Origin of the sequence: Luteimonas kalidii (assembly GCF_029887935.1) — a bacterium.
Taxonomy (GTDB): Bacteria; Pseudomonadota; Gammaproteobacteria; order Xanthomonadales; family Xanthomonadaceae; genus Luteimonas; species Luteimonas kalidii.
On sequence record NZ_JARXRO010000018.1, the window covers coordinates 193,091 to 219,080 of the forward strand.

Here is a 25,990-nt window from a genome sequence, read left to right on the forward strand (position 1 = left end):
CGGGGCAGTCCTTTTGGGCCCAGGCGATGGCATCGTCTGGGCTCTTTTGTGAGTGGGTGTCGACGCGGCCGCGACCGGCGCGTGTGACAGAATCCGCCTCCCGCGCCGGCGGAACCGCAACCTCGTCCCGCGGTCCAACAGGCCGCTCCCACGGAATCCGTACATGCGCATCCTCGTCATCGAAGACAACCAGGACATCGCCGCCAATCTCGGCGACTACCTCGAGGACCGCGGGCATACCGTCGACTTCGCCGCGGACGGGGTGACCGGCCTGCATCTGGCGGTGGTCCACGACTTCGACGCGATCGTGCTCGACCTCAACCTGCCCGGCATCGACGGGCTCGAGGTGTGCCGCAAGCTGCGCAACGAGGCCCGCAAGCAGACACCGGTGCTGATGCTGACCGCGCGCGACAGCCTCGACAACAAGCTCGCCGGGTTCGACTCGGGTGCCGACGACTACCTGGTCAAGCCTTTCGCGCTGCAGGAAGTGGAGGTGCGGCTCAATGCACTCTCGCGCCGCGGCAAGGGCGTGCAGACCCGGGTGCTGGACGTGCACGACCTCGAGTACAACCTCGACACCCTGGAAGTCCGCCGCCAGGGCAAGCTGGTGCAGCTCAATCCGACCGCGCTGAAGATCCTGCAGGCGCTGATGGAAGCCTCGCCGGCGGTGGTGACCCGTCAGGATCTGGAAACCCGGGTCTGGGGCGAGGAACTGCCCGATTCGGATTCGCTGCGCGTGCACATCCACGGCCTGCGCGCGGTGATCGACAAGCCCTTCGAGGTTCCGCTGATCCAGACCCGCCACGGCATCGGCTACCGGATCGCCGCGCCCGATGGCGCAGGCTGAGGCGGAGCGGCCCACCCCGGCGCGTGCCCGCGCCGCACGGCGCTACCGCCGGCGCCTGCGCAGCCGCATCATCCTGACGTTCTTCCTGCTGGGCGTGGGCCTGATGGTCCTGTTCGCCTTCGCCACCAACTGGACCCGCAACCGGGTCGAGAACGACCTGGTGGAGGACGTGCTCAACCGCAACATCGATGCGGCCGCGCACGAGTACGCGCTCAATCCGGAGCAGCCGGTCGCACCGGTGGCGCAGATGCGGGCCTGGGTGTTTCCCGCCGACCGCTTCGACACGGTGCGCGCCAACCGGCCCGAGTGGGCCGGACTCCAGGACGGCATCCACAATTTCAGCGATATCGACGAGTTGGGCCAGGAGACGAATTACCTGCTCGCCGTGCGCAAGACGCCCGAGGCCTGGTTCTTCCTCGCCTATGACATGACCCAGGTCCGCCAGGGCGAGGACAAGTTCCGCCGCGCGATCCTGGGCTCGGTGCTGCTGTTCTCGCTGCTGTCGCTGCTGCTGGGCTGGTGGTCGGCGTCGCGGGTGATGAGCCCGGTATCGGAGCTGGCGGCGCGGCTGGGACAGTCCGGCGGCAGCACCGCCCCCGATCCGCTGGCCCCGCACTTTCCCGACGACGAGGTCGGCGAGCTGGCCAAGGCGCTCGACGACTACGCCGCGCGCCTGACCGAGGTGGTCCAGCGCGACCGCGAGTTCAACGCCGACGTCAGCCACGAGCTGCGCACGCCGCTGGCGGTGATCCGTGGTGCGGTCGAGTTGCTGCTTTCGCGCCCCGAGATCGACGAGAAGACGCGCGCGCGCCTGCTGCGCATCCAGCGCGCCGAGCAGCAGTGCACCGACCTGATCAGCGCCCTGCTGCTGCTCTCGCGCAACGAACGCGGGCATGGGGCGACCGACGTGGCCCGGGTGGCGGAGCAGCTGTTCGACGCCCACCGCGGCCAGCTCGGCAGCAAGCCGCTGGCGCTGCGGCTCGACGGCAGCCCTGGGCAGGTGGTGGTCGATGCGCCCGAATCGGCCGTCACCGTGGCACTCGGCAACCTGGTCGGCAATGCGGTCAAGTACACCCGCCAGGGCGAAGTGGTGGTGCGCCTGCTGGACAATGCGGTCGAGGTGATCGACTCCGGCCCGGGCCTCAGCGCCGAGGACGCGGCGCGCCTGTTCGAGCGTGGCTATCGCGGCACCCATGCCGAGCATTCGCAGGGCGGCGGCATCGGCCTGTCGATCGTGCGCCGGCTGTGCGCGCTCTACGGCTGGAGCGTGCGGGTGGTGCCGGGCCAGACCCAGGGCGTGATCGCCACCCTGACCTTCGCCCCCGCACCGGATTGAATGCGGGCCTCGGGTGCCGCGGCGACTGTCTCTCCGCGCGTACCGTGTCGCCCGGGCAAGCGCAGCGCACCCGGTTGAGGCGGGCCCGGTTGGCAGCGCTGGCCCCGGATGCGGCCTGCGGCCTTATCCGGGCTACGTCGTGACTCGAGCGGAGGGAGCGTGGAAATTTGAGCGTCCGCGTAGCCCGGGTAAGCAAGCGCACCCGGGGTGAGGCAGGCGCAGATGCCTGCGTGTAACGCACAACCGGCTCGGACCGCGTCGCCGGGGGAGGCTTTCCCACATCGGGGCGACGCCGGGCAACGATCGCGATGACGATCGCGGGCATGCGATGATCGGGGCCATCGCCAGCTGGCCCACGGAGACGGCGATGTCCGCGACACCCTCGAAATCGAGACTCCGCCTGTGGCGCTGGCTGCTGGGCCTGTGCTGCGTGCCGGTCGCGGCCTGCGCGCAATCGCAACCCGGTGGCGGTGGCGACGACATGGCCGCGGCGCGCCAGGCGATGGTCGAACAGCAGCTCGTCGCACGCGGCATCGAGGACGCGCGCGTGCTCGCCGCGATGGGCAAGGTGCCGCGCCACCGCTTCGTGCCCGAAGCGCTCGCCGACCAGGCCTACCTCGACCAGCCGTTGCCGATCGGGCACGACCAGACCATTTCCCAGCCCTACATCGTCGCGCTGATGACCCAGCTCGCGCGCCCCGCGCCGGGCGACCGCGTGCTCGAGATCGGCATCGGCTCGGGCTACCAGGCGGCGGTGCTGGCCGAGCTGGCGGCCGACGTGTCCAGCATCGAGATCGTGACCCCGCTGGCGACGCGGGCGGCGCTGACGCTTCGGCAACTGGGCTACAGCAACTTCGCGGTGCGCAGCGGCGACGGTTACGCCGGCTGGCCGGAGCACGCCCCGTTCGATGCGATCGTGGTGACCGCCGCGCCCGAGCGCATCCCCGCGCCGCTGCTCGAGCAGCTCAGGCCCGGCGGTCGGCTGGTGATCCCGGTCGGCCCATTGCACGCTACCCAGGAACTGCGGGTGGTGGAAAAACGCGAGGACGGCAGCCTGCACGAACGTGTGGTGGCCGCGGTGCGGTTCGTCCCGCTGACCGGCGATGCGGCCGAGCGGGACCGCGGCGAACGCTAGGCGCCTGTGTCGCGCGCCCGGGCTACACCGCCTCCAGCCAGCCGTACCTGTCCTGCGTGCGGCCGTCGAACAGCCCGAAGAACAGGTCCTGGATCCGACGCGTCACCGGACCGGCCTTGCCGGTGCCGACCTGGCGGCCGTCGACCGAGCGGATCGGCGTGATCTCCGCCGCCGTGCCGCACATGAACAGCTCGTCGCACAGGTAGAGGTATTCGCGCGGCAGGTCGCGCTCGACCACGGTCAGGCCCGCATCGCGCGCCAGGGTGATGATCGAGTTGCGGGTGATGCCGTTGAGCAGCGCGGCGCTCACCGGCGTGGTGTGCAGGGCGCCGTCGAACACCAGGAACAGGTTCTCGCCCGCGCCCTCGCTGAGCAGGCCGGTCGAGGCCAGTGCGATGCCTTCGCCGAATCCCAGCCGCCGCGCCTCGCGCGCCACCAGGGTGCCGGACAGGTAGTTGCCGCCGGCCTTGGCGCCGGCCGGGAGGGTGTTGGGCGCGAACCGCTGCCAGCTCGACACGCAGGCGTCGATCCCGTTCGACAGTGCCTCGTCGCCCAGGTACTTGCCCATCTTCCAGGTCGCCACCGCCACGTCGACCGGCGTCTCGGCCGACAGCCCGAAGCCGCCCAGGCCGCGGTAGGCCACCGGGCGCAGGTAGTCCGTGGTGTTGCCGTTGGCGGCGATCACCTCGCGGCAGGCGGCGTTGATCTGGTCCAGCGCGTAGGGGATGTCGATCTCGTGGATCTTGGCCGACAGGTACAGGCGCCGGTTGTGGTCGGTCAGGCGGAAGATCGCCGGCCCCTGCGCGGTGTCGTAGCAGCGGATGCCCTCGAACACGGACGAGCCGTAGTGCAGCGCGTGCGACATGACGTGGGTGGTGCCTTCGGCCCACGGCTTGATCGCGCCGTTGTGCCAGATCCAGTCCGGGTACTGCATGCGCCGCCCTCGAGGTTCGAAAGCGTCATTTTGCCCGATCGCAAGGCGTGGAACGCGCCGTGTGCCGCGACGCCCGCGGCAGGCGTGCCCCGTCCGCTACAGGCTGACCCACCAGCACCCGAGGTGCCGGCGCAGGGAGAACACCGTCTGCAGCGGCGTGATGCGGTTGGCCACCGTCTGGTCGACCACCAGCCCGGTCGGGGCCCGTCGCGCCTGCTGCCCGCGTTCGACGGCGGCGCGGACCGAATCGGGCAGGGCGGCGTCCGCGTCGCGGGTCGGGTTGTTCGTCGCGACGCGCATCCCGGGGCCCCCGGGGCTGCGCCAGGTGAGGCTGCCGGAGGGGGCCGCCGCGACCGGAGTCGGCGGTGGCGGCGGCTGCAGCGGGCTGATGTCGACCAGGGGCCGGTTCACGATCGCGTCCAGCCGCCCCATGATCGCGTACGCCGTGCGCGACGAGGTTCCGGGCCAGTGGTAGATCCCGGCCAGGCGATTGACGTCGCGTCCGTCGATCGCGGAGGTGAGCTCGAACACCAGGTCGCGCAGGTTGCGGCTGCAGTCGCGGCGGATGTGGCGCCCTCCCGGCTCCGCCACGCCCTGGCGCGGGACGCGCTCGGTGGCGCCCAGGTCCTTGCAGGCGCGGTCGGTGTACACATGGCTGCCGTCGTCGGTGACGCAGCGGCGGATCTGGGCGTGGGCCGGGGACGCCGGCGCCACCAGCGGGAGCAGGAGCAGCAGGGCGAGGGCGCGGAGAAGGACCGGGTGCGGCATGGCCGCAGCCTATCGCCGCGCCCGGCGCGCGGGAAGTCCGGCATCGCGGTGCGTTCAGGCGCTCGCCGCGCCGCCGTGCCGTTCATGTTGGACCCATGGGCAGCCGGGTGGCGCGGGGGTACGCTAGGGCCGGGTCGAGGGGGAGGGACCGCGCGCAGGCGCGGTGACGACGCAACACATGCCGCAGGACGAATTCATCGAGCAGCGCGCGGGGCAGCGCGGTCGCAACCTGCTGCTGCAGGAACTGCGCGAGAGCTGCGAGCGCGCGCGCCTGGGAGGCTTCTTCTATCCGGTCGCGGCGCTGCTGGCGTTCTTCGCCGCGGGCGCGGGGGCGTGGCGCTGGCAGGCGGTCGCGGTGGTGGGTGGCCTGCTGGCGCTGGCGATCGCGCGCTGCCTGATCGGCCCGTCCGCGGCGCCCGATATCGGGGAAGCCCGCCGCAAGCTGCGGCTGCTGTGGGCGGTGGTGCTCGGATCGACGATCCTCTGGGGCGCGTTCAGCGCCTGGACCTTCGCCGCGCTGACGGAGCCGGCGCCGCTGGTGGCGCTGCTGTTCTCGGGCGCGTTCGGGATGGCGCTGGCGCACACGATGTGCATGCGCACCACGCCGGCGGTGCTGGCCATCCTGTGCGTGATGGTGCCCAGCCAGTGGGTGTTGTGGCAGGGCGCGTCGCAATGGGTGGCGATCATGTGGGGCGTGTACATGCTGTACATGCTGATGGTGCTGCGGCGCAGCCATCGCGAATACCGGGCGCGGCTGGAACTGGAAGAGGACCTGCGCCAGCAGCGCGACCTGTTCGAGCGCCAGAGCCAGGTGGATGGCCTGACCGGCATCGCGAACCGGCGCGAATTCGGCGCCGCGCTGGTGCGGGCGGTGGATGGCGCCGCCCCGGGTCGGGCCGTCTCGCTGCTGATCATCGACGTCGACCATTTCAAGCGCATCAACGACAGCCTCGGCCATCGCGCAGGAGACGCCTGCCTGGTCGCGCTGGCGGAGCGGTTGCGCGAACATTTCCGCGAACCGGGCGACCTGCCGGTGCGGCTCGGCGGCGAGGAGTTCGGGGTGGTGATCCAGGCCGATCGTCCGCAGGCCTCGCAGCGTGCGGAACGGTTTCGCGAGGCACTGGCCGCGCAGCCCGTGCAGGCGCTCGACCGCGAGGTCGCGGTGACCGTCAGCATCGGCTGCGGGCAATTCGATCCGGCTCGCCACGAAGACGCGGATGCCTTCTACGGCGACGTGGATGCCGCCCTGTATCGCGCCAAGCTGGCCGGCCGCAACCGTACCGAGCACGCCTGACGCAGGTCGCCCGGGGCACTGCGTCGACGAACCCGGCCCGGTCCCGACGCACGCGTGGACGCGACCGGCGTGCCGGTCAGGCGATCCTCGCCAGCACCGCCTGCGTCGGCTTCGCCAGGTTGAGGGTGTAGAAGTGCAGCGCCGGCGCGCCGCCGTCGACCAGCCGCCGGCACAGGCGCGCCACGATGTCGGCGCCGAACTCCCGGATCGCGTCGGCGTCGTCGCCCATGGCCTGCATCTTCTTCGCGATCCAGCGCGGGATCTCGGCGCCGCACTGCTCGGAGAAGCGGCGCAGCTGGGCGAAATTCGAGATCGGCATGATCCCCGGTACGATCGGCACCCCGACCCCGAGTGCGCGCACCGCGTCGACGAAATGGAAGTAGGCGTCGGCGTTGTAGAAGTACTGCGTGATCGCGGCATCGGCCCCGGCGTCGACCTTGGCCTTGAAATGACGCAGGTCCGCCAGCGCGTCCTCGGCCTGCGGATGCATTTCCGGGTAGGCGCCGACCTCGATGTGGAAGTGCGTCCCGTGACGCGCGCGGATGAAGGCGATCAGGTCCGCGGCGTAGCGCAGGTCGCCCGGATGGCCCATGCCGGAGGGCAGGTCGCCGCGCAGGGCGACGATGCGGCGGCAGCCGAGCGTGCGGTACTGGTCGAGCAGCGCGGCGATCTCGTCCCGCGTGCCGCCCACGCACGACAGGTGCGGCGCTGCATCGAGACCATGGTCCTGCAGCAGCCGGCGCACGGTGTCGGCGGTGTAGCTCAGGGTCGAGCCGCCCGCGCCGAAGGTGCACGAGACGTATTCGGGCGCATGGCCCTTCAGGCGCGACACGGTGCGGTCGAGCTGCACGCGCTGTTCGTCGGTCTTGGGCGGATAGAACTCGAAGCTGACGGGGATCATCGACGGCGGCCGGGGCGGAGTCGGCAGGATTATATCTCTATATCGCGATGGATGATAAGAGTTTCTCGGGAGCCCTTGCGCGACGTCGCACGTCCAGGCCGCGACCGAACGGCGCCCCCAGTTGCACAGCCACGTCCGCCGGCGTAGGCCGTGCATCGAAAAGGCACGCTGGAAGAGCGTCGTGGGCGCGTGTGCCGCCCCGCTGTCCTGCGGCGACGCGTCGCGGAGACGATCCGCGGACTGCCTGCGGCATCATGTATCGATGCGCATCATCCTCACCCCGTTCGCGCGCACGCGCCTGTTCCCGCGGCAACCGCGCGGCAACACCATCCAGGACTGCACGCCGGCGCAGTTCGAGCGGCACCTCAATGAGCACGCCCCGATGCGGGTCCTCGACGGCTACGCGCCGTTCTGCAAGCTGCACGTGCACCGCAACTGGACCTCGACCCGCTGCCTCACGGTGCCGGTCACCGATGGCAACCGGCACCTGCTGCATTCGGCCTACGAAGCCCGCACGCGCGACGAGCTTCCGGTCCTGGTGCGCTGGTTCGAGGGGGTCGAGCCGCCGGTGGCGGAATATCTGGTCGCGATTCTCTACAGCGCCGAGCAGCTGGCGAAGGAGGACGCACCGATCGATGGCGACTGGGGAGTGGTCGGCTGCCTGTACACCGCCGAGCCGGAGGAGATCCCGATGGCGCCGGTCACCATGATGCGCAATGCCCTGGGCGTGGAGGAGGGCGGCTCGGGCATGCCGCTGGACCGCGAGGCCTACCGGCGCAGCGTCGGGTTCTGGGAGCGCAACGCGAACTGGCGGCCCTAGCGACCGCGGCACCGCCCAGCGGGATCAGCCCGGGCCGGTCCCGCATGCGCCGGTGTCGGGCGCGGCATCGCGGACCTGCCGCGACAGGAGCGCCAGGCCGCGGTGGATGTTGACCTTGACCAGGGATTCGGACTGCCCGGTCCTGCGGCTGGCTTCGGCGACGCTGAATCCCTGCAGCTTGACCAGGCGGATCACGCGGGCCTGCGCCGGCTTCAGCCGGGCGAGCAGCGCTTCGAGGTCCACCACCGCCTGCGCCGGCGCATCGCGCGGGATGTCGGCGAGTTCGTCGAGCAGGGGATCCTCGTTTCGCGGCAGGGCGCGCAGCCAGTCGATCCACTTGTAGCGCGCGATCGCCGCCACCCAGGGCAGCACGGGCAGGCCGGGGCGGTAGGTGTGGCGCTTCTCGTGCACCGCGATCAGCGCTTCCTGCACCGCGTCGTCCACTGCGGCCGCGGGCAGGCGGGATCGGAAGTAGCTGCGCAGCCACCCGTCCAGTCCGTGCAGCAGGGTGGCGTACGCGGCCTGGTCGCCGTCGAGTGCGGCCCGCATGAGGGCCTCCCGATCCTCGCGCAAGGCGGTCTCGGCGGTTCGTGTCGAAGCGTCCGTCAACCTGGTCCTTCCGCCTGGCGGGGGATCCATTCTGCGGCAGGAGGCGGGGTGCCGGACGGCGGTGGCCTGCGATCCCCCGCCCGGCGCGCGCGAATGCAGCGGCGTCATGGGGGCCCGTGGTCGCCGGCGGAGGGCGACGACACCTCCGCCAGCAGGCCCGACTGCAGCCACCAGGCCAGCATCCTGCCCGCCTCGCGCGCGGCCTCCTCCGGCGTGGCGGCCTGCCCGAGCAGCCATTCGCACAGCGCGCCATATGGCATGCCCGCCGCGATCCGCCGCAGGGCCTCGCCTTCCACGCGCGTGGCCAGGCAGCACACCGGCTGCCAACCCTCGCGCCATACGATGGCGCAGGCCGCGCGTCCGGTCGGCGGCGGTGGGGGCGAGGCGCCATCGTCGGCCAGCGCACGCCACAGGCCGACGCAATCGCTGTCCACGTCGAGGACGACCAGTGCGGGCCCGGGGCGCAGGCGCATCCCGGCCCAGTCGTCGGCGGTGAACCCGCAGGTGGCCGCGCGCCACGCGTCCAGGTCCAGGCAACCGCCGTCGGCGGCCGTGAACGCGCAGTGCATCGCCCACTCGAGCGCTGCGAGGTCGCCGACCTCCGGGTCGCGCGGGAACAGCGCGGCGGCGGTCGCGGGGAATCCGTCGCCGATCGCATCGAGGGTCCAGCCGGTGGGTGGACGCAGGATCAGGTGGTGCGCGGCGGCCGCGGCGAACGCCGCGTCCCCCACCCAGCGCCGCGTGCGCTCGAACGTGGACTGCATCGCCTCCATCAGGGCGTGGCGATGGTTCTCGCGGTAGACCGCCAGTCCGCGCGCCATCCTCGCGTCCCACTGCGCCGGCCACTCCGCCGCCTCATCGAGGATGCCGGCGAGGAACCGGTCCTGGACCTGGGCCAGGTTCATGCCGCCCGCTCCGCCGGACAGGCACGGGCGGCCAGGGTGCGCGCATGGTCGAGTTCGGCCTCCAGCACGTCCAGCGAGGGGATGTCGCCGTCGCGCTCGATCATCGTCGCCACCGGCCCGCAGCGCGCCACGGCGTGCGCGTACAGCGCCCACACCTCGTCGCAGACCGCACGGTCGTGGGTGTCGACCAGTAGCTCTCCGGGCGTGTGCCCGGCGAGGTGGATCTGGCGCACCTGCTGCAGCGGCAGGCCGTCGAGATACGCGCGCGCGTCCCAGCCGTGGTTGCGCGCGCTGACGTATACGTTGTTGACGTCGAGCAGGAGCTGGCAGCCGGTGCGCGCGACCATCGCGGCGATGAACTCCCATTCGGCCAGGGTGTCGTGCGGAAAGCGGCAGTAGCTCGACGGATTCTCGAACAGCATCGGACGTGCCAGCGCGTCCTGCGCGCGATGGATGTTGGCGCAGACCGCCTCCAGGCTGTCTTCGGTGTAGGGCAGCGGCAGCAGGTCGTGGCTGTTGTGGGCATGGGTGCGGGTCCAGCACAGGTGGTCGGACACCCACAGTGGTTCGATCCGGTCGGCGAGCCGTCGCAGCCGGGCCAGGTAGGCGTCGTCGACGCCGTGCGCCGAGCCGATCGACAGCGAGACGCCGTGCAGCACCACCGGATAGTGCGCGCGCACGCGCCGCAACGTGTCCAGCGGGCGGCCGCCCTCGACCATGAAGTTCTCGGAGATCACCTCCGCGAAATCCACGTTCGCTTCGCCCGCGAGGAACGCCGGGTAATGCTCGCGGCGCATGCCCAGGCCGAAGCCCGCGAACGGGGCGATCGCCGACCGGGTGGCTGCGTGCGGCGGTGGCCCCGCCCGCCCGGCGGGAAGGCGGGGCCGGTGTCGCTCGCTCACCCGAGGTCGCCGATGGTGCCGCCCCGCGACAGGCATTCGCCGGCCGCGAGCGCCTTGAACCCGTGGCCCTTGCACCCGTTCTGGCCCTTGCATGCGTGCTCGGTGGTGGAGCAGTCGGATTGGCCCTTGCACGCGTGGATGCCGTAGCAGTGCACGGTGTCGTCGCTGTCGAGCGCGCGGCCCTTGCTGCCGGTGGGGGCGTCGGCGGCGATGGCCGCCCCGGTGAGGACGAGGGTGGCCGCGGCGGCGGCGATCGCGGAGAGGCGTGATGCGGAAGTGTTCATCAGGTGTCCTGGTTCGTTGGGAAGGCGCCGCCGGCATCCGGTCGACACCGGGGGTTCGGTGAACGGGGGCGTCGGGTTACAGGTGGAAAAAAAAGAACCGGGCTGTAACCGGATCGCCCCCTGCCGCGAACCCGTGGAGACGCGACCCGCATCGTGCGTGGTCGCACCACCCGACAAGAGGAATCCACCGATGCAGACCCCCACCCGAATTCCCGGCCTGGTCCTGGCGGCAGGCGTCGCCCTTGCGCTGGCCGGCACCGCGGTCGCGCAGGAAGCCAAGCCTCAGAAGGAAAAGTGCTACGGCGTCGCCAAGGCCGGGCAGAACGACTGCGCCGCCGGACCCGGCACGAGTTGCGCCGGCACCTCCACCCGCGATTACCAGGGCGATGCCTGGACGCTGGTGGACGCGGGCACCTGCGAGAAGATCCGTACGCCCAAGGGGGCGGGCTCGCTCGAGCCGGTGCAGCGTTGAGCGCGCGCACCACACTCGGCGCCGCAATGCATGCATGCGACCGGGTCCGCGCCGCGCTGGCGGGCCCGGTGGGCGAAAGCCTCGGCCTGCTGGCCGCCCGGATCGGACTGGCGGTGGTGTTCTGGCGCTCCGGGCGCACCAAGGTCGTGGAGGGCAGCTGGCTGCAGGTCAGCGACTCGACCCGCTTCCTGTTCGCCGAAGAGTATGCCGGCGTGCCGCTGCCGGCCGACCTCGCGGCCACGCTGGCGACCTGGGGCGAATTCGCGCTGCCGCTGCTGCTGCTCTGCGGGCTCGCGACCCCGGTGGCGGCCGCGGGCATCCTGGCGATGACCCTGGTGATCCAGGTCTTCGTCTATCCTGCGGCGTGGCCCACGCATCTGCTCTGGTCGGCGCTCGCGCTGGTGCTGCTCTCGCGCGGCGGCGGGATGTTCTCGCTCGATGCGATGTTGCGCCCGCTCGCCGACCGGATCCGGATGCCGCAGGGCGTCGCGCGTACCTGATGAAGGGATGACGCCATGGACCACGACAATCCGCTGATCGCACGACTCGCCGCGGAGCTGCAGCCGGTACGCCCGCAGCGGGCGCGCACCGGATGGATGGCGATGGCGCTGGCCGTGTCCGCCACCGCGGTCGTCGTGCACCTGCTGTTCGGGCTGCAGCCGGTCACGATCCTGCGCTCGGCCGGGCGGTGGTTCGTGGTGGGAGAACTGCTGCTGGCCGCACTCGGCCTCGCCGCGGCGTCCGCCGCGATCCGCATGGCGTGGCCGCAGCGTTCCGGCAGGCCGGCGGCGTTCTGGGTGGTCTGCCTGGCGGCGNGTCGGCGCTCGCGTTGATGGCGATCCCGGGTGCGCACCCCGCCGCGGCGGGCGGGGTGGACGGGCACTGGCAGTGCGCCGCACTGGGCACGGCCAGCGCCGCGCTGGTGGCGGGGGTGCTGGTGCACTGGTTGCGGCGCGGCGCGCCGGCGTTCCCGGCACGCGCCGGACTGTACGCCGGCATCGCCAGCGGTGCGCTGGGAAGCGCGGTCTACGGCCTGTCCTGCCCGCTGGGGGATTTCCAGCACTGGGCGTTGTGGCATTTCGTACCGGTGCTGGCGTGCGCGCTGGCGGGGCGCGTCCTGCTGCCGCGGTGGCTGCGCTGGTGAGCGCGGTGGCTGCGCTGGTGAGGGTAATCGCGCAGGCGTGGCGGGCGGCGCGCGAGGCGTCCGACGAAACAATGCTGCGTTGACGCCGCGGAGCGCGCCGACGCGGCCGTGGTCATGGCGCGGGCCGTACCGGGGCCTGGCGTGACGGCGCGGCGGGGCTCGCGGCGTCCTTCGCCCGGGTTTGCGCCTTGGCCGCGGTGATCCCGTCGCGGAACAGCACGAGCATCGCGCGACGGTAGGCCTCGCCGATGCTGGCCGCATGCGTCCCGTCGGCGAGGATCTCGTGGTGCAGCGCCCAGGGACGGTCCCCGTGTGCGCGCCAGGCGTCCATCCACGCCCGCGCATCGTCCATGCGGAAGGCCTGGTCGCGGGCGCCGCTGGCGACGACCACGGCGAGATCGTCGCGCGTGTGCGCGGCCGCCTCGGCGAACAGGTCCGCCCGGGTGCGCGAGAACGCGGGGTTGCTGGCGACGCGGCCGAGGAACAGGTCCGGTCGGCGCAGCGCGGACCAGAGCACGAAGTAGCCGGAACGCGACTGGCCGACCAGCACGCGTCGGCCGGGATCGGCACGATGGCGCCCCTCGACCATCGGGAGCAGTTCGCGCTCCAGGAACGCCAGGAATGCGGGGGCGCCCCCTTCGCCGTCGGGCGTGTCGGGGCCGGGCGCGCTGAAGTCGACATGGCGCCGGTTGATCGCGGGATCGAAGCTGCCGTAGGCGATGCCGACGACGATCGCCTCGGGCAACTGCTCGTCGTAGTGCAGGAACAGGTGCGTGGGCGCCAGCAGCGGAAACAGGCTGTCGCCATCGAGCAGGTAGACCACCGGCCAGCGCCGGTCCGGGTCGGCGGCGTAGCCTTCCGGCAGGCGCACGTAGACGTGATGGGGGCGACCGGTGTAAGCGGAATCGATGCGGAAGTAGTCGCCGGCCAGCGCCGGCAGGTGCTCGAGCGGAACGCGGGGGGTGGGGCGATCATCCGGCACGCCTCCTGCGTGCGCGGTATCCGGCGGCATCGGCGGTGCCGCCTGCGCTGGCGCGGCGGCGCAGGCCAGTGCGCACAGCGCCGGGAGGAACGGGAGCCACGCATTCCGGACCATCACGGCACCGCGCTTCGGGATCGACCGATTCTCACGAACCTGCGTTGTCGCGGCAAGCTCCAGCTGCCCGGCGGCGCGCCCAGGCATGTGCGGCCGGCCGGCCGCACGCGGATCGACGGGCGCTGTCGTGCGAACGCCGCAGGACCGTGCGAGCGTTCTGTCACCGGAAGCATCGCGGCACGTGTTGCCCGCCGGCTCCGCCGCGCAGGCGGCATCGTCTACCGCGGCCGGTCGAACGCCGCGCGCGCCGCATCGACCTGGGCGCGAATCACGCAGGCGTGCGCGTGGTCGTTCACCAGCCCCATCGCCTGCATGAAGGCGTACACGGTCGTCGGGCCGACGAAGGCCCAGCCGCGGCGCTTGAGCTCCTTCGACAGCGCGATCGATTCGGGCGATGTCGAGGCCGTGAGCGGGTCCGCGTCCGTCTCCCGCGCGGGCTCGTAGCGCCAGACGAAGGCGGCGAGCGAACCCTCGGCGGCGACCAGTTCCTGCGCGCGCGCGGCGTTGTTCACCACCGCCTCGATCTTGCCGCGATGGCGGACGATGCCGGCATCGCCGAGCAGGCGCTCGACATCGCGCGGGCCGAAGCGCGCCACCGCATCGAAATCGAAACCTGCGAACGCGGCGCGGAAGTTCTCGCGCTTGGCCAGGATGGTGCGCCAGCTCAGGCCCGACTGGAAACTTTCCAGGCACAGCTTCTCGAACAGGCGGCGGTCGTCGCCGACCGGAAAGCCCCACTCGCGATCGTGATAGTCGAAGAACTCGGGCGCCGCCGCGCACCAGCGGCAGCGCGGGCGGCCATCGGGTCCGGGGATGGTCGGGTCGGTCATCGGGTCGGATCCATGCGGGCGGTGCGCCGCAGCGTAGGACCGGCGCGTGTCGACGACAAGCGCTGGCACGCCGGAAACGGAACGGGCGCCCGAAGGCGCCCGTCGTGTTGCCGCGCGGCCGGTCGACCGCTCAGTAGCGGTAGTGCTCCGGCTTGTACGGCCCTTCCACCGCCACGCCGAGGTAGTCGGCCTGGTCCTTGGTGAGTTTCGTCAGCTTCACCCCGATCTTCTCCAGGTGCAGGCGCGCGACTTCCTCGTCCAGCTGCTTCGGCAGGATGTAGACCTTCGACTCGTAGCCGTCCTTGTTCGCCCACAGGTCGATCTGGGCGAGCGTCTGGTTGGAGAACGAGTTCGACATCACGAAGCTCGGATGGCCGGTGGCGCAGCCGAGGTTCACCAGGCGGCCTTCGGCCAGCAGGAAGATCGCGTTGCCGTTGGAGAACGTGAACTTGTCCACCTGCGGCTTGATGTTGGTCTTCACCGCGCCCGAGGCGTACAGCGCATCGACCTGGATCTCGTTGTCGAAATGACCGATGTTGCAGACGATCGCCTGGTCCTTCATCGCCTGCATGTGCTGCAGGGTGATGACGTCCTTGTTGCCGGTGGTGGTGACGTAGATGTCGGCGCGGCCGAGCGTGTCCTCGAGCGTGGTGACCTCGAAGCCCTCCATCGCCGCCTGCAGCGCGCAGATCGGGTCGATCTCGGTCACGATCACGCGGGCGCCGTAGGCGCGCAGCGACGCGGCCGAGCCCTTGCCGACGTCGCCGTAGCCGCAGACCACCGCCACCTTGCCGGCGAGCATCACGTCGAGCGCGCGCTTGAGGCCGTCGGCCAGCGACTCGCGGCAGCCGTAGAGGTTGTCGAACTTCGACTTGGTGACCGAATCGTTGACGTTGATCGCCGGCACCAGCAGCTTGCCCTGTTCGGCCAGCTGGTAGAGGCGGTGCACGCCGGTGGTGGTTTCCTCGGACACGCCCTTCCAGTCGGCGACGACCTTGGTCCAGTAGCCCGGACGCTCTTTCGCCACGCGCTTGAGCAGGTTCTTGATCACCTGCTCCTCGTGGCTGCCGGACGCCGACTTCACCCAGGACTCGTCGCCCTGTTCGAGTTCGAAGCCCTTGTGGATCAGCAGGGTGACGTCGCCGCCGTCGTCCACGACCAGCTGCGGGCCGAGGAAGCCGCCCTTGCCGTCCGGGAAGCTAAGCGCATCGAGCGTGCAGTCCCAGTACTCTTCCAGCGACTCGCCCTTCCAGGCGAACACCGGGGTGCCGGTGGCGGCGATCGCCGCGGCGGCGTGGTCCTGGGTGCTGAAGATGTTGCACGAGGCCCAGCGCACGTCGGCGCCGATGTCCTTGAGCGTCTCGATCAGCACCGCGGTCTGGATGGTCATGTGCAGCGAGCCGGTCACGCGCACGCCCTTCAGCGGCAGGGCGGCGGCGTGCTTGCGGCGGATCGACATCAGGCCGGGCATCTCGTGCTCGGCGATGTCGATTTCCTTGCGGCCCCAGTCGGCCAGCGAGATGTCGGCGACCTTGTAGTCGCCTTCCTGGGAGAATTGCCTGATAGAGGCGGGCTTCACCTGTGCGTTCATGCGGAACTCCGTGAGTGCAATGGATTGCGGTCACGGGCGCCGTTGTCGCGTGGTGCAACCGTCGAGCCTGGCCGTGTGGTCACGGTCGCAGCGCCCCTCGACGGGCCGGCAATTATAGCCCCGCAGGGGCCGGGGAAGGCGTACGGGTCTTGAATGTGGGATCGGGGCGGTTCCGGCAATGGGCGGGAGAGGCCCCGCGCGCGTCGGATCGTTCATTCCACGGCCGCGTGCAACGTGCCCGGGCGGCCATGCCCGACCGCGTCCCGATCGCCGGCGGCCCTAGCCCTGCTGCTGGGACTGCGTCTGTCCCGCTTCGAGCGAGACCATGAACTGGGCGTGGATCGCTTCGCCCAGCTCCACCAGCAAGCCCATCGTCGCCTGCAGGTGCGGCTCCAGGCCGCGGGCGATGATGTCGTCGATGCGCGCGTAGCGCGTCTGCGCCGACAGCGCGCCGGCCAGCCGCACGACCTCGTGCGACTCCCCACCGGTCATCGACCGCAGCACCTCGTGCAGCGTGTTCAGGCACGTCTGCAGCGAACGCGGGTTCACGTCGCGGAGCAGCATCAGGTCGGTGACGCTGCGCGGCGTCACCGATTCGCGGTACAGGCGGCGATAGGTTTCGAACGCGGACTGCGACTGAAGCAGTGCGCTCCACTGGAAATAGTCGGCCGCGTCGCGCGCCTCGCCGGATTCGTCTATCTCGCCCTCGCTGCCGACCACGTCGAGCAGCCGGATCGCCCAGTTCGAGCGTTCGACGAAGGCGCCCAGCTGCAGGAACTGGTACGCCTCGCCGCGCCCCAGGGTGCCGATGGTGACGCCGCGGAACGAGGCCGAGCGCGACTTCACCCATTCGACGATGTTGCTGATGCCGTTGCTGCGGACGCCGTCCCAGCTGCGGCTGCGGATTTCCAGCCACGAGGTGTTGAGGTCCTCGTACATCTCGGCCGTGATCGCGCCCCGCTGCGCGCGCGCGTTCTCGCGCGCCTCGCGCAGGCAGCTCTGGATAGAGAACGGGTTGTCGGGCGCCAGCAGCAGGTGGCGCAGCACGCCCTCGGGCTCGATGGTGCCGTACAGGTCCGCATAGCGGCCGCTGGCGCCGAGCGCATCGAGCGCGCGTCGCCACGGCCCGGCCTGTGCCTTGCCGCGGTCGTAGCGCTCCGGGAGCATCGAGATGCGCAGCGCCAGGTCGATCAGGCGCGCGGTGTTCTCCGCGCGCTCCATGTGGCGCGAGACCCAGTACAGGTCGTTGGCGGTCCTGCACAGCATCAGCTTTCCAGCACCCACGTGTCCTTGGTGCCGCCGCCCTGCGACGAGTTCACCACCAGCGAGCCCTCGCGCAGCGCCACCCGGGTCAGGCCGCCGGGCATCACGTGGATGCGCTTGCCGCTCAGGATGTAGGGCCGCAGGTCGATGTGCCGCGGCGCCAGCCCGCTCTCGACGAAGGTCGGGCAGGTGGACAGCGAGAGCGTCGGCTGGGCGATGTAGTTGTCCGGGTTGGCGAGGATGCGCTGGCGGAATTCCTCGATCTCCTGCCGCGTCGCCGCCGGGCCGACCAGCATGCCGTAGCCGCCGGCGCCATGGACTTCCTTGACCACCAGTTCGGGGAGGTGTTCGAGCGTGTAGCGCAGATCGTCCGGGTTGCGCAGCATCCAGGTCGGCACGTTGAGCAGGATCGGCTCTTCCGACAGGTAGAAGCGGATCATCTCCGGCACGTACGGATACACCGACTTGTCGTCGCCCACGCCGGCGCCGGGCGCATTGGCCAGGGTCACGCGTCCGGCCTTGTAGGCGTCGAAGATGCCGGGCACGCCGAGCATGGAATCGGCGCGGAACACGCTCGGGTCCAGGTAGTCGTCGTTGATGCGCCGGTAGATGACGTGCACCCGCTGCGGGCCGCGGGTGGTGCGCATGTAGACCATGTCGTCGCGCACGAACAGATCCTGTCCCTCGACCAGCTCCACGCCCATCTGCTGGGCGAGGAAGGCGTGCTCGAAATACGCGGAATTGTGCGCGCCCGGGGTGAGTACCGCGACGGTCGGGCCGTCGATGCCGTCGGGGGCGGCCTCGCGCAGGATCTCCAGCAGCGCATCGGGATAGCGCTCCACCGGCGCGATCTGCTGGCGCGCGAACAGCTCTGGCACCAGGCGCGCCATCATGCGCCGGTTCTCGAGCATGTACGACACGCCCGAGGGCACCCGCAGGTTGTCCTCGAGCACGTAGTACAGCCCGTCGCCGGCGCGCACCAGGTCGATCCCGGAGATGTGCGAGTACACGCCGCCCGGCACCTGCACGCCGATCATTTGCGCCAGGTACTCGCTGTTGTCGAGCACCAGCTCGGCGGGAATGCGTCCCTCCTGCAGGATCCGCCGCTCGCCGTACACGTCGGCCAGGAACAGGTTCAGCGCGAGCACGCGCTGGCGCAGCCCCGCCTCGAGCATGCGCCACTCACCGGCCGGCAGGATCCGCGGCGCCAGGTCGAAGGGGATCAGGCGCTCGTTGCCGGCTTCCTCGCCATAGACGGAGAAGGTGATGCCGACGCGATGGAACGAGACTTCGGCCTCGCGGCGCTTGCGTTCGATCTCGCTTTCGGGGGTGTCGCGCAGCCAGTCGTCGAACGCGGCGTAATGCGCGCGGACCTGGCCTTGCGCATCGTGCATCTCGTCGTAGCCTTGCGACATCGGCGGTCCGGGTCCCGGGGGAGGGCGTGGCGCTAGACATAGCACGCGCCGCCGGAGCACGCCAGCGCCCGCACGCCATCATGCCGCGGCCCGCGGAGAAGCACGCGTCGCCCGGAGCTGGCGGAAGTTCCCGTGCAGTTCGGAAGCAGGATCCAGCCACGCGCAAGGCTGCACCGGCGCTCCTATTGCGTTCCGCACGTCCCACGCTGCACGCGAGCGGGGGCATGGGCTTTCCTTTCCCGCGAGGACACGCCCTGCCGACCCGGTGATCGCGATGCGGCCCGGCAAGTTCCCGACGCTGCGTCATCCGAGTCGGCCACGCGCTCAACACCTTGCCTCCGGCGTGAGGGCCAGGCGACCCAGATCGCAAATAAACGTTCACAAGCGTGTGAGTGAGTATTGACAACCGCCCGGGACCGAGCCCAGTATCGGGCTCGTAACGTCTTGCTCAACCAGCGTCCTGTGGGAGGGATCTGCAATGGGAAGTCGTCTGTTCGCGTGCGCCTCGATGGCCGCGCTGTTTGCTGTACCCGTCTCCGCACTGGCCCAGGCTACGGCCGAAGCGCTGACATCGGAGCAACGCGATGCCGAAGTACAGGCGCCCGCCGACGCCCAGGACCTCGACCGGATCATCGTCACCGCCACGCGGCGCAGCCAGCCGCTGAAGGACGTACCGCTCAGCGTCACCGTGCTGGCGCAGGACCAGCTCGACGCCAAGGGCATCGTCGGGTACGAGGGCCTGGCCTACGAGACGCCCGGCGTGGTGCTCAATCGGCCCACCGCCAACTTCAACAACTTCACCGCGCGCGGCATCGCCACCAACGGCTACAACGCCAACCTGCAGAGCACGGTGGCGATCTATATCGACGAACTGCCGATTTCCTCGAACGGCAATTCCACCATCCTCGATCCGAGCCTGTACGACGTGGAGCGGGTGGAGTTCCTGCGCGGGCCACAGGGCACGCTGTTCGGCTCCGGCTCGCTGGCCGGCGCGCTGCGCATCCTCACCCGCGCACCGGATCCGAACGTATTCGAGGGCTCGTTCCTCGGCGACCTCGGCATCCGCGGCTCGGGCTCGCTGCGGCAGCGCTACAACGCCATGCTGAATGTCCCCCTGGCAGAGGACACGCTGGCACTGCGCGTGGTTGCCTTCAAACGCCACGAGGAAGGCTATGTCGACAACATCGGCACCGGCGTCGACGATGCCAACGTGATGGACACCTGGGGCGGCCGCGCCACCCTGCTGTGGGAGCCCGGCGACCGCCTCTCGGTCCAGCTGCGCGCCTCGCGCGAAGAGAGCACGCCGGAGGATTCCGGCCTCACCAACCCCGACCTGGGCGAGGATGTCCGCTATTCCGACCAGCCCGACCGCTTCGCCGGCACGATGACGAACTACAACGCCACCATCGGCTACCAGTTCGACGGCGCCCGGCTGACGAGCTCCTCGACCTGGTCGGACTACGATGCACACTTCGACGTCGACCTGGCGGCGACCTTCGGCCATCTCATCCCGTTCGGGCTGGAGGTGCCGTACCACGACGACCGCTTCGTGCAGGAAGTCCGGCTGGTGTCCGACAGTGGCGGGCGCGTGGACTGGGTGGTGGGCGGCTTCTGGTACGAGCAGACGCGCACCGGCGACTACTTCTACCGCTCCTCGCAGGCTTTCCTCGAGTCGCGCGGCATGACCAACCTGCCGATCAGCCCGTACTACCTGCGCTTCCGCAACACCATCGACCAGCGCGAGCGCGCGCTGTTCGGCGAGCTTACCTTCCGCTTCAACGACGACCTGTGGGCCACCGGCGGCCTGCGCTACGGCAGCACCGAAGCCCAGGCCACCCAGCAGGCCGGTGGCTACAACAGCAACTACCTCACCGCCGCGCTGACCGGGGCGACCGGCCCGCTGGTGGTGTTCCCGGTCGAGGAAATCGTCGGCCTGGTGGCCAAGGAGAAGGGACCCTCGTACCGGCTGAGCCTGTCGTGGCGGCCGGTGCCGGCGATCACCACGTATGCCGCCGTGGCCACCGGCTTCCGCGCACCGATCGTCAACGCGCGCGCCGGCGCGCCGAGCCTGGTCAATGCCGAGGACATCATCATTCCCTTCGGCGCCGACTCCGACGAGCTGATCAACTATGAGCTCGGCCTCAAAGGGCGCTGGCTGGACGGCCGCCTAGCCGCGAACCTGGCGCTGTACCACATCGACTGGAACGACATCCAGGTGCAGGCCAACCGGGTCTCGGACTCGGTGCAGTTCGCCACCAACATCGGCGGCGCGATCAGCCAGGGCCTGGAATTCGAACTGATGGCGCGGCCCAGCGCGAACTGGGCGTTCTCGCTCAACGGTTCGTTCAACCGCACCGAAGTCGACAGCCTGACGCCGGAGGAAGCGGCGATCTCGGGCGCGGTACTGGGCGCGCGGCTGTCGGCGCCGCGATTCCAGGGCTCGATGGTGGTCGACTACGGCTTCGACGCCTTCGGCGACGCCGTCGGCAATGCCTCGGTCTCGCTGGCGCACGTAGGCGACTATCCGGGCATGTTCCCCAACGTTCCCGGCCAGCCCGGCACGGTCAGCCCGATGTTCGACTACACCGAGTCGTACACGATCGCCAACGCCAACCTGGCCTTCGACTTCGAGCGCGTCACGGTGGGGGCCTACGTCGAGAACATCTTCGACGACCGCTCGGTCACCTACGTGCATCCAGAGGCCTTCCTCGACGGGCGCTACGCCCGGGTGCCGCCACGCACCGTCGGCGTGCGCGTGGGGGTCCGGTTCTGATGGCCGGTGCGCCGGCCGCCGCGGCGATCCCGGGTGCGCAGGCCGCGCGCGCGGGCGCCCGCGCCTGGATCGTGCTCGCGGTGCTGTGCTTCGTCTACGTGCTCAACTTCCTGGACCGGCAGCTGCTGTCGATCCTTGCCAAGCCGATCCAGGACGAGCTCGGCGTGAGCGACAGTCAGCTCGGCCTGATCGGCGGGCTGTACTTCGCGATGTTCTACTGCATCCTCGCGATCCCGGTGGGCTGGCTGGCCGACCGCACCAACCGGGTGCGCGTGCTCGCGTTCTCCTGTGGCCTCTGGAGCGCGGCCACCGCCGCCTGCGGCATGGCCTCGAGCTATCCGCAGCTGGCGCTGGCGCGCATGACGGTAGGCATCGGCGAGGCCGGCGGCGTACCGCCCTCGTACGCGATCATCTCCGACTACTTCCCGCCCGGCACGCGCGGCACTGCGCTTGGGCTGTTCAACCTCGGTCCGCCGATCGGCGCGGCGCTGGGCGTGGCCTTCGGCGCGTCGGTGGCGGCGGCGTACTCGTGGCGCATGGCCTTCATCTGGGTGGGCGTGGTGGGCGTGATCACCGCGGCCGGGGTGTGGTACTTCATCCGCGAACCGCGCAAGGGCGGCCTCGACGCGGCGCCCGAGCCCCTTTCCGCCGGGAGAGCGCCGGTGGCGTCGCCGGGCTTCTCGGAGACCTGCCGTGGCTTCTTCGCCAATCCGGTCCTGCGCTACATGGCGCTGGCCTGTGGCGCGACCCAGTTCGTCACCTACGCCATGCTCAATTTCACCGTGCTGATGCTGATGCGCGAAAAGGGCATGACCTTGGAGGAAGTGGCGGTGTGGTACGCGCTGGTGTTCGGCCTCGGCAGCGCGCTGGGCATGTTCCTGTCCGGGCGGCTGATCGACCGGCTGGCGCGGCGCTCCAGGACCGCCTACGCCTACCTGCCCGCGACAGGCCTGGTGCTGGCCATCCCGTTCTTCATCGCCTTCGTCGCCGCCGGCCGCTGGGAGCTGGCCCTTGTCTTCCTGTTCCTGCCCACCGGCCTGAACTACTTCTACCTCTCGCCGGCGGTGACTCTGGTGCAGGAAGAGGTTCGGCCGGACCAGCGCGTGCTGTCGGGCGCGCTGCTGCTGCTGGTGATGAACCTGATCGGCCTCGGCTTCGGCCCGACCTACCTCGGCATGGCGAGCGACTTCTTCCGCGCCAGCCATCCGCACAACTCGCTGCAGATGGCGTTCTACACCCTGGTTCCGTTCTACCTGCTGGCGATCGGCCTGTTCCTGCTGCTCGCGCGCAGCATCCGCCGCCAGCTCGCGCAGGAGACCACCCCGTGATCCGTTTCCGCATCCTCGTCGCGGCCGCCCTGCTGTGCGCGGCGCACGCGTTCGCCGCCGATGCTCCCCTGGTCGACGCGCCCGCCGGCGCGCTGCGCGGCGAGGCGCTTGATGGCGTCAACGCCTTTCGCGGCGTTCCCTACGCGCAGCCGCCGGTCGGGCCGCAGCGCTGGCGTCCGCCCGTGGTCGCCGCGCGCTGGGACGGCGTGCGCGATGCCACCCGCTTCGGGCCCGCCTGCCACCAGCCGCCGCCGCGGCCGGGGAGCATCTACTCGCCGGCCGAAGCGCTGCCGACCAGCGAGGACTGCCTGTCGCTCAACGTCTGGGCGCCGGCCGATGCGCAGGGCGCGCCGGTGTTCGTGTGGATCCACGGCGGCTCGCTGGTCGCCGGCAGCGGTCGCGAGCCGATGTACGACGGTGAGGCGCTGGCCCGGCAGGGCGTGGTGATGGTGACCATCAACTACCGGCTGGGCGTGCTCGGCTGGCTGGCGCATCCGGACCTGAGCGCGGAATCGGGGGACGGCGTGTCCGGCAACTACGGCCTGCTCGACCAGGTCGAGGCGCTGCGCTGGATCCAGCGCAACATCACTGCGTTCGGGGGCGATCCGGGCAACGTCACGATCGCCGGCGAGTCGGCCGGCGCGCTGAGCGTGATGTACCTGCTGGCGGCGCCACCGGCGCGCGGACTGTTCCACCGCGCCATCGCCCAGAGCGCGTACATGATCTCCACGCCCGCGCTGCGCGAGTCCGTGCACGGCACGCCGTCGGCCGAGGAGGCCGGCGTGGAGCTGTCGCGCAAGCTCGAGGTGCGCGGACTGCCGCGCCTGCGCGCCATGGATGCGCAGGCGCTCACCGTGCAGGCTGCGCTGGCGGGCTATTTCCCGCTGGGCGTGGTCGACGGGAAGGTGCTGCCGGCGCAGCTGGTGGAGGTGTTCGATCGCGGCCAGCAGGCACCGGTGCCGATCCTGGCCGGCTTCAACGACGGCGAGATCCGCTCGCTGCGCTTCCTGCTGCCGCCGCCCCCGGCCGATGCGGCCACTTACGAGGCCACCATCCGGGCCGCCTACGGCGAACTGGCCGACGAGATGCTGCGTCGCTATCCATCGGCCGACCTCGATGAGGCGATGCTCGCCTCCACGCGCGATGCCATGTACGGCTGGACCGCCGAGCGCCTGGTGCGCAGCCAGAGCGCGCTCGGCCAGCCGTCGTACCTGTACTACTTCGACCACGGCTACCCTGCCGCCGACGCTGCCGGGCTGCATGCCTTCCACGCCGCCGAGATTCCCTATGCGCTGGGGACCGGCGCGGGCACCCCGCCGAACTGGCCGGTGCCCCCCGACACCGGTGACGAGCGCGCACTGGCCGCCGCCATGCAGGGCTACTGGACCGCGTTCGCCCGATCCGGCACGCCCGTGGCGGACGGCGCGCCGGACTGGCCGGCCTACGGCGAGGCGCGCGCCTACATGGCGTTCGACGGCGCACCGAAGCCGGGCGTGCACCTGATGCCCGGCATGTTCGAACTGGTCGAGACAGTGGTCTGCCGCCGTCGCGCGCACGGCCGCCTGCCCTGGCACTGGAACGTCGGCATCATCTCGCCGCCACTGCCCGACGGGGTGGACGGATGCCCGTGATCCACGGACAGATGCAGCCCTACGCGCTGACCCTGGACCGGCTCCTGGCCCACGGCGCGAAGTGGCATCCGCAGGCCGAGGTAGTCACGGCGCGCGAAGGGGGTCAGGTCGACCGGATCGGCTACGCCGGGCTGCATGATCGCAGCCGCCGGCTGTCGGCCACGTTCTCCGGGCTGGGCATCGGCGCCGGCGACATCGTCGCGACCTTGGCCTGGAATACACAGGGACATCTGGAAACCTGGTTCGCGCTGATGGGCATGGGCGCGGTCTGCCACACGCTCAACCCGCGCCTGGGCGAGGCGCACCTGGCCTCGATGCTGGCGCAGTCGCGCGCGCGCGCGCTGGTGGTCTCCGCCGACCTGGCGCCACTGGCGCGGCGGCTCGCCGCGAAGGCCGATGCGCTGGAGCGGGTGTGGTCGCTCGATGGCGAGGTCCAGGGCGACGACGGCGTGATCCTGGTCGAAGCGCTCGAGCCGATGATCGCCGCGGCGAAGGGCGAGGTGGCCTGGGGCGAGTTCGACGAAAACGCGCCCTGCGGCCTGTGCTTCACCTCGGGTACCACCGGCGCGCCCAAGGGCGTGACCTACACCCACCGCGGCATGTTCCTGCACACCCTGCGCACCCTGCAGGCCGACGGCATGGCGCTGTCGATGCGCGAGCGCGTGCTGCTGGCCGTTCCCATGTTCCACGCCAATGGCTGGGGCGTGCCGTTCGCCGCGCCCGCGGTCGGCGCGCGACTGGTCCTGCCCGGCAGGTATCTCGACGGCGCCAGCCTAGCGGCGTTGATCAACGCGGAAGAAGTCACTGTGGCGATCGGCGTGGCCACCGTGTGGCTATCCCTGGTCGAGCACCTGGAAGCGACCGGCGGGCAGACGCCGTCGCTGACGCGAGTGATCGTCGGCGGCGCGCCCATTGCGCCGGCGCTGATGCAACGCATCGAGCAGCGGCTCGGCGCGAGCGTGCAGACCAGCTGGGGCATGACCGAACTCTCGCCGACCGGCACCGTGGCGCCGCCCGGCGACATGCACCGCGCCGCACACCAGTCGGGCCGGCCGTCGATCGGCGTGGACCTGTTGCTCACCGACGCCGATGGCGTGGCGCTGCCACGCCAGCGCGACACCGAAGGCCATCTGCGCGTGCGCGGCGCCAGCACGGTGCAGCGCTACTTCGGCGATGCACAGCCGGCGGTCGATGCGCAGGGCTGGTTCGACACCGGCGACCTGGCGCGCATCGACACCGACGGCAACCTGGTCATCACCGGACGGGCCAAGGACCTGATCAAGTCCGGCGGCGAGTGGATCAACCCGGCCGAGATCGAGGAGATCGTCGGCAGCCTGCCAGATGTCTCGCTGGCCGCGGTCATCGGGCGCGAAGATCCCAAGTGGGGCGAGCGCCCGGTCCTGCTGCTGGAAGCGCGGGGCGACGACGGTGGGCCCAGTGACGACGCGGTGATGGAGGCGTTGCGCGGGCGCGTGGCCTCCTGGTGGTTGCCGGACGCGGTGATCCGCGTGCCGCGCATGCCTTTGGCAGCGACCGGGAAAATTGACAGAATGCGACTCAGGGCTGAGTTCGGCGGTACGCCGGTGGAGGCGCGGACGTGATGTCCCGTCGCAACCCGCGCCCCGCATTGCATTGGAGGCAGGGTGGCCACAGAGACGACATCCCGTTCGCGTCGTCCGGGTGCAACGAAACAAGCTGCGGCGACGGCCAAG

25 protein-coding genes and 1 riboswitch are annotated in these 25,990 nt (G+C 70.7%); of the genes, 13 read left to right on the top strand and 12 right to left on the bottom strand.

Annotation, left to right across the window (positions count from 1 at the left end; genetic code table 11):
- Positions 1 to 163 precede the first annotated feature (163 nt).
- From QFW81_RS11815 to QFW81_RS11825, 3 genes are all read left to right on the top strand, one after another.
- Entirely contained in the window at positions 164 to 847 is a 684-nt protein-coding gene (locus QFW81_RS11815; protein WP_280578973.1) for a response regulator transcription factor, read from the top strand.
- On the top strand, positions 834 to 2,183 hold the full coding sequence (locus QFW81_RS11820; protein ID WP_280578974.1) for a sensor histidine kinase: 1,350 nt from the start codon (positions 834 to 836) through the stop codon (positions 2,181 to 2,183). Before QFW81_RS11815 ends, QFW81_RS11820 begins: the two co-directional genes overlap by 14 nt.
- A gap of 367 nt (positions 2,184 to 2,550) precedes the next feature.
- The gene (locus QFW81_RS11825) at positions 2,551 to 3,318 is read left to right on the top strand and encodes a protein-L-isoaspartate(D-aspartate) O-methyltransferase (RefSeq protein WP_280578975.1); all 768 of its coding nucleotides are present in this window, start codon (positions 2,551 to 2,553) and stop codon (positions 3,316 to 3,318) included.
- A gap of 22 nt (positions 3,319 to 3,340) precedes the next feature.
- Here the strand turns inward: QFW81_RS11825 and QFW81_RS11830 are convergent, their stop codons facing one another.
- Both QFW81_RS11830 and QFW81_RS11835 read right to left on the bottom strand, forming a co-directional pair.
- Positions 3,341 to 4,252: a branched-chain amino acid transaminase gene (locus QFW81_RS11830; protein ID WP_280578976.1), complete on the bottom strand. Its 912-nt coding sequence runs from the start codon at positions 4,250 to 4,252 to the stop codon at positions 3,341 to 3,343.
- Positions 4,253 to 4,348: 96 nt separating this feature from the next.
- Complete coding sequence (locus QFW81_RS11835; protein ID WP_280578977.1) at positions 4,349 to 5,020, bottom strand: hypothetical protein; 672 nt, start codon at positions 5,018 to 5,020, stop codon at positions 4,349 to 4,351.
- Positions 5,021 to 5,198: 178 nt separating this feature from the next.
- Between QFW81_RS11835 and QFW81_RS11840 the strand changes: the two genes are divergently transcribed.
- Complete coding sequence (locus QFW81_RS11840) at positions 5,199 to 6,314, top strand: GGDEF domain-containing protein (RefSeq protein ID WP_280578978.1); 1,116 nt, start codon at positions 5,199 to 5,201, stop codon at positions 6,312 to 6,314.
- A 76-nt stretch (positions 6,315 to 6,390) separates the two neighbouring features.
- Here QFW81_RS11840 and metF read toward each other — a convergent pair whose 3' ends face one another.
- Positions 6,391 to 7,215, bottom strand: coding sequence for a methylenetetrahydrofolate reductase [NAD(P)H] (metF, locus tag QFW81_RS11845; RefSeq protein WP_280578979.1), 825 nt, complete (start codon positions 7,213 to 7,215; stop codon positions 6,391 to 6,393).
- A 262-nt stretch (positions 7,216 to 7,477) separates the two neighbouring features.
- Between metF and QFW81_RS11850 the strand changes: the two genes are divergently transcribed.
- Positions 7,478 to 8,035 carry a DUF3228 family protein gene (locus QFW81_RS11850; RefSeq protein ID WP_280578980.1) on the top strand — a complete coding sequence of 186 codons (558 nt, stop codon included), beginning with the start codon at positions 7,478 to 7,480 and terminating at the stop codon, positions 8,033 to 8,035.
- 24 nt (positions 8,036 to 8,059) lie between these two features.
- On the opposite strand, the gene QFW81_RS11855 is transcribed toward QFW81_RS11850, so the two are convergent.
- The 4 genes from QFW81_RS11855 to bufA2 form a co-directional block, all read right to left on the bottom strand.
- The gene (locus QFW81_RS11855) at positions 8,060 to 8,584 is read right to left on the bottom strand and encodes a sigma-70 family RNA polymerase sigma factor (protein ID WP_280578981.1); all 525 of its coding nucleotides are present in this window, start codon (positions 8,582 to 8,584) and stop codon (positions 8,060 to 8,062) included.
- Positions 8,585 to 8,748: 164 nt separating this feature from the next.
- A complete protein-coding gene (locus QFW81_RS11860) occupies positions 8,749 to 9,549 on the bottom strand; it encodes a DNA-binding domain-containing protein (protein WP_280578982.1) in 801 nt (266 codons plus the stop codon).
- Complete coding sequence (gene bufB / locus QFW81_RS11865) at positions 9,546 to 10,346, bottom strand: MNIO family bufferin maturase (RefSeq protein ID WP_486624488.1); 801 nt, start codon at positions 10,344 to 10,346, stop codon at positions 9,546 to 9,548. The genes QFW81_RS11860 and bufB overlap by 4 nt, the downstream gene beginning before the upstream one ends.
- Positions 10,347 to 10,447: 101 nt before the next feature.
- Positions 10,448 to 10,735, bottom strand: a complete 288-nt coding sequence (gene bufA2, locus QFW81_RS11870) for a BufA2 family periplasmic bufferin-type metallophore (protein ID WP_280578983.1) — start codon at positions 10,733 to 10,735, stop codon at positions 10,448 to 10,450.
- A gap of 190 nt (positions 10,736 to 10,925) precedes the next feature.
- Between bufA2 and QFW81_RS11875 the strand changes: the two genes are divergently transcribed.
- The 4 genes from QFW81_RS11875 to QFW81_RS11890 all read left to right on the top strand — a co-directional run bounded on the left by QFW81_RS11875 (position 10,926) and on the right by QFW81_RS11890 (position 12,351).
- Positions 10,926 to 11,207, top strand: coding sequence for a BufA1 family periplasmic bufferin-type metallophore (locus tag QFW81_RS11875; RefSeq protein WP_280578984.1), 282 nt, complete (start codon positions 10,926 to 10,928; stop codon positions 11,205 to 11,207).
- Between the two features lie 26 nt (positions 11,208 to 11,233).
- Positions 11,234 to 11,707, top strand: coding sequence for a DoxX family protein (locus QFW81_RS11880; protein WP_280578985.1), 474 nt, complete (start codon positions 11,234 to 11,236; stop codon positions 11,705 to 11,707).
- 15 nt (positions 11,708 to 11,722) lie between these two features.
- Positions 11,723 to 12,040, top strand: a complete 318-nt coding sequence (locus tag QFW81_RS11885; RefSeq protein WP_280578986.1) for an NrsF family protein — start codon at positions 11,723 to 11,725, stop codon at positions 12,038 to 12,040.
- Entirely contained in the window at positions 12,040 to 12,351 is a 312-nt protein-coding gene (locus QFW81_RS11890) for an NrsF family protein (RefSeq protein WP_280578987.1), read from the top strand. Before QFW81_RS11885 ends, QFW81_RS11890 begins: the two co-directional genes overlap by 1 nt.
- Before the next feature lie 112 nt (positions 12,352 to 12,463).
- On the opposite strand, the gene QFW81_RS11895 is transcribed toward QFW81_RS11890, so the two are convergent.
- The 5 genes from QFW81_RS11895 to QFW81_RS11915 form a co-directional block, all read right to left on the bottom strand.
- Positions 12,464 to 13,447, bottom strand: a complete 984-nt coding sequence (locus QFW81_RS11895) for an alpha/beta hydrolase (RefSeq protein ID WP_280578988.1) — start codon at positions 13,445 to 13,447, stop codon at positions 12,464 to 12,466.
- 218 nt (positions 13,448 to 13,665) lie between these two features.
- Positions 13,666 to 14,277, bottom strand: a complete 612-nt coding sequence (locus QFW81_RS11900; RefSeq protein ID WP_280578990.1) for a DNA-3-methyladenine glycosylase I — start codon at positions 14,275 to 14,277, stop codon at positions 13,666 to 13,668.
- A 130-nt stretch (positions 14,278 to 14,407) separates the two neighbouring features.
- Entirely contained in the window at positions 14,408 to 15,868 is a 1,461-nt protein-coding gene (ahcY, locus tag QFW81_RS11905) for an adenosylhomocysteinase (protein ID WP_280578992.1), read from the bottom strand.
- A gap of 27 nt (positions 15,869 to 15,895) precedes the next feature.
- Positions 15,896 to 15,973, bottom strand: a riboswitch (S-adenosyl-L-homocysteine riboswitch).
- Positions 15,974 to 16,147: 174 nt separating this feature from the next.
- A complete protein-coding gene (locus QFW81_RS11910) occupies positions 16,148 to 17,134 on the bottom strand; it encodes an alpha-E domain-containing protein (protein WP_280578996.1) in 987 nt (328 codons plus the stop codon).
- Positions 17,134 to 18,546, bottom strand: a complete 1,413-nt coding sequence (locus QFW81_RS11915) for a circularly permuted type 2 ATP-grasp protein (protein ID WP_280578998.1) — start codon at positions 18,544 to 18,546, stop codon at positions 17,134 to 17,136. The genes QFW81_RS11910 and QFW81_RS11915 overlap by 1 nt, the downstream gene beginning before the upstream one ends.
- A 478-nt stretch (positions 18,547 to 19,024) precedes the next feature.
- Between QFW81_RS11915 and QFW81_RS11920 the strand changes: the two genes are divergently transcribed.
- Genes QFW81_RS11920 through QFW81_RS11935 form a run of 4 tightly spaced genes read left to right on the top strand, consistent with a single transcriptional unit; the run spans position 19,025 to position 25,879 of the window.
- Positions 19,025 to 21,319, top strand: a complete 2,295-nt coding sequence (locus QFW81_RS11920) for a TonB-dependent receptor (protein WP_280578999.1) — start codon at positions 19,025 to 19,027, stop codon at positions 21,317 to 21,319.
- Positions 21,319 to 22,647 carry a spinster family MFS transporter gene (locus QFW81_RS11925; protein ID WP_280579001.1) on the top strand — a complete coding sequence of 443 codons (1,329 nt, stop codon included), beginning with the start codon at positions 21,319 to 21,321 and terminating at the stop codon, positions 22,645 to 22,647. Before QFW81_RS11920 ends, QFW81_RS11925 begins: the two co-directional genes overlap by 1 nt.
- Complete coding sequence (locus QFW81_RS11930) at positions 22,644 to 24,278, top strand: carboxylesterase/lipase family protein (protein ID WP_280579002.1); 1,635 nt, start codon at positions 22,644 to 22,646, stop codon at positions 24,276 to 24,278. The genes QFW81_RS11925 and QFW81_RS11930 overlap by 4 nt, the downstream gene beginning before the upstream one ends.
- The gene (locus tag QFW81_RS11935) at positions 24,269 to 25,879 is read left to right on the top strand and encodes an AMP-binding protein (protein ID WP_280579003.1); all 1,611 of its coding nucleotides are present in this window, start codon (positions 24,269 to 24,271) and stop codon (positions 25,877 to 25,879) included. Before QFW81_RS11930 ends, QFW81_RS11935 begins: the two co-directional genes overlap by 10 nt.
- Positions 25,880 to 25,990: the final 111 nt, after the last annotated feature.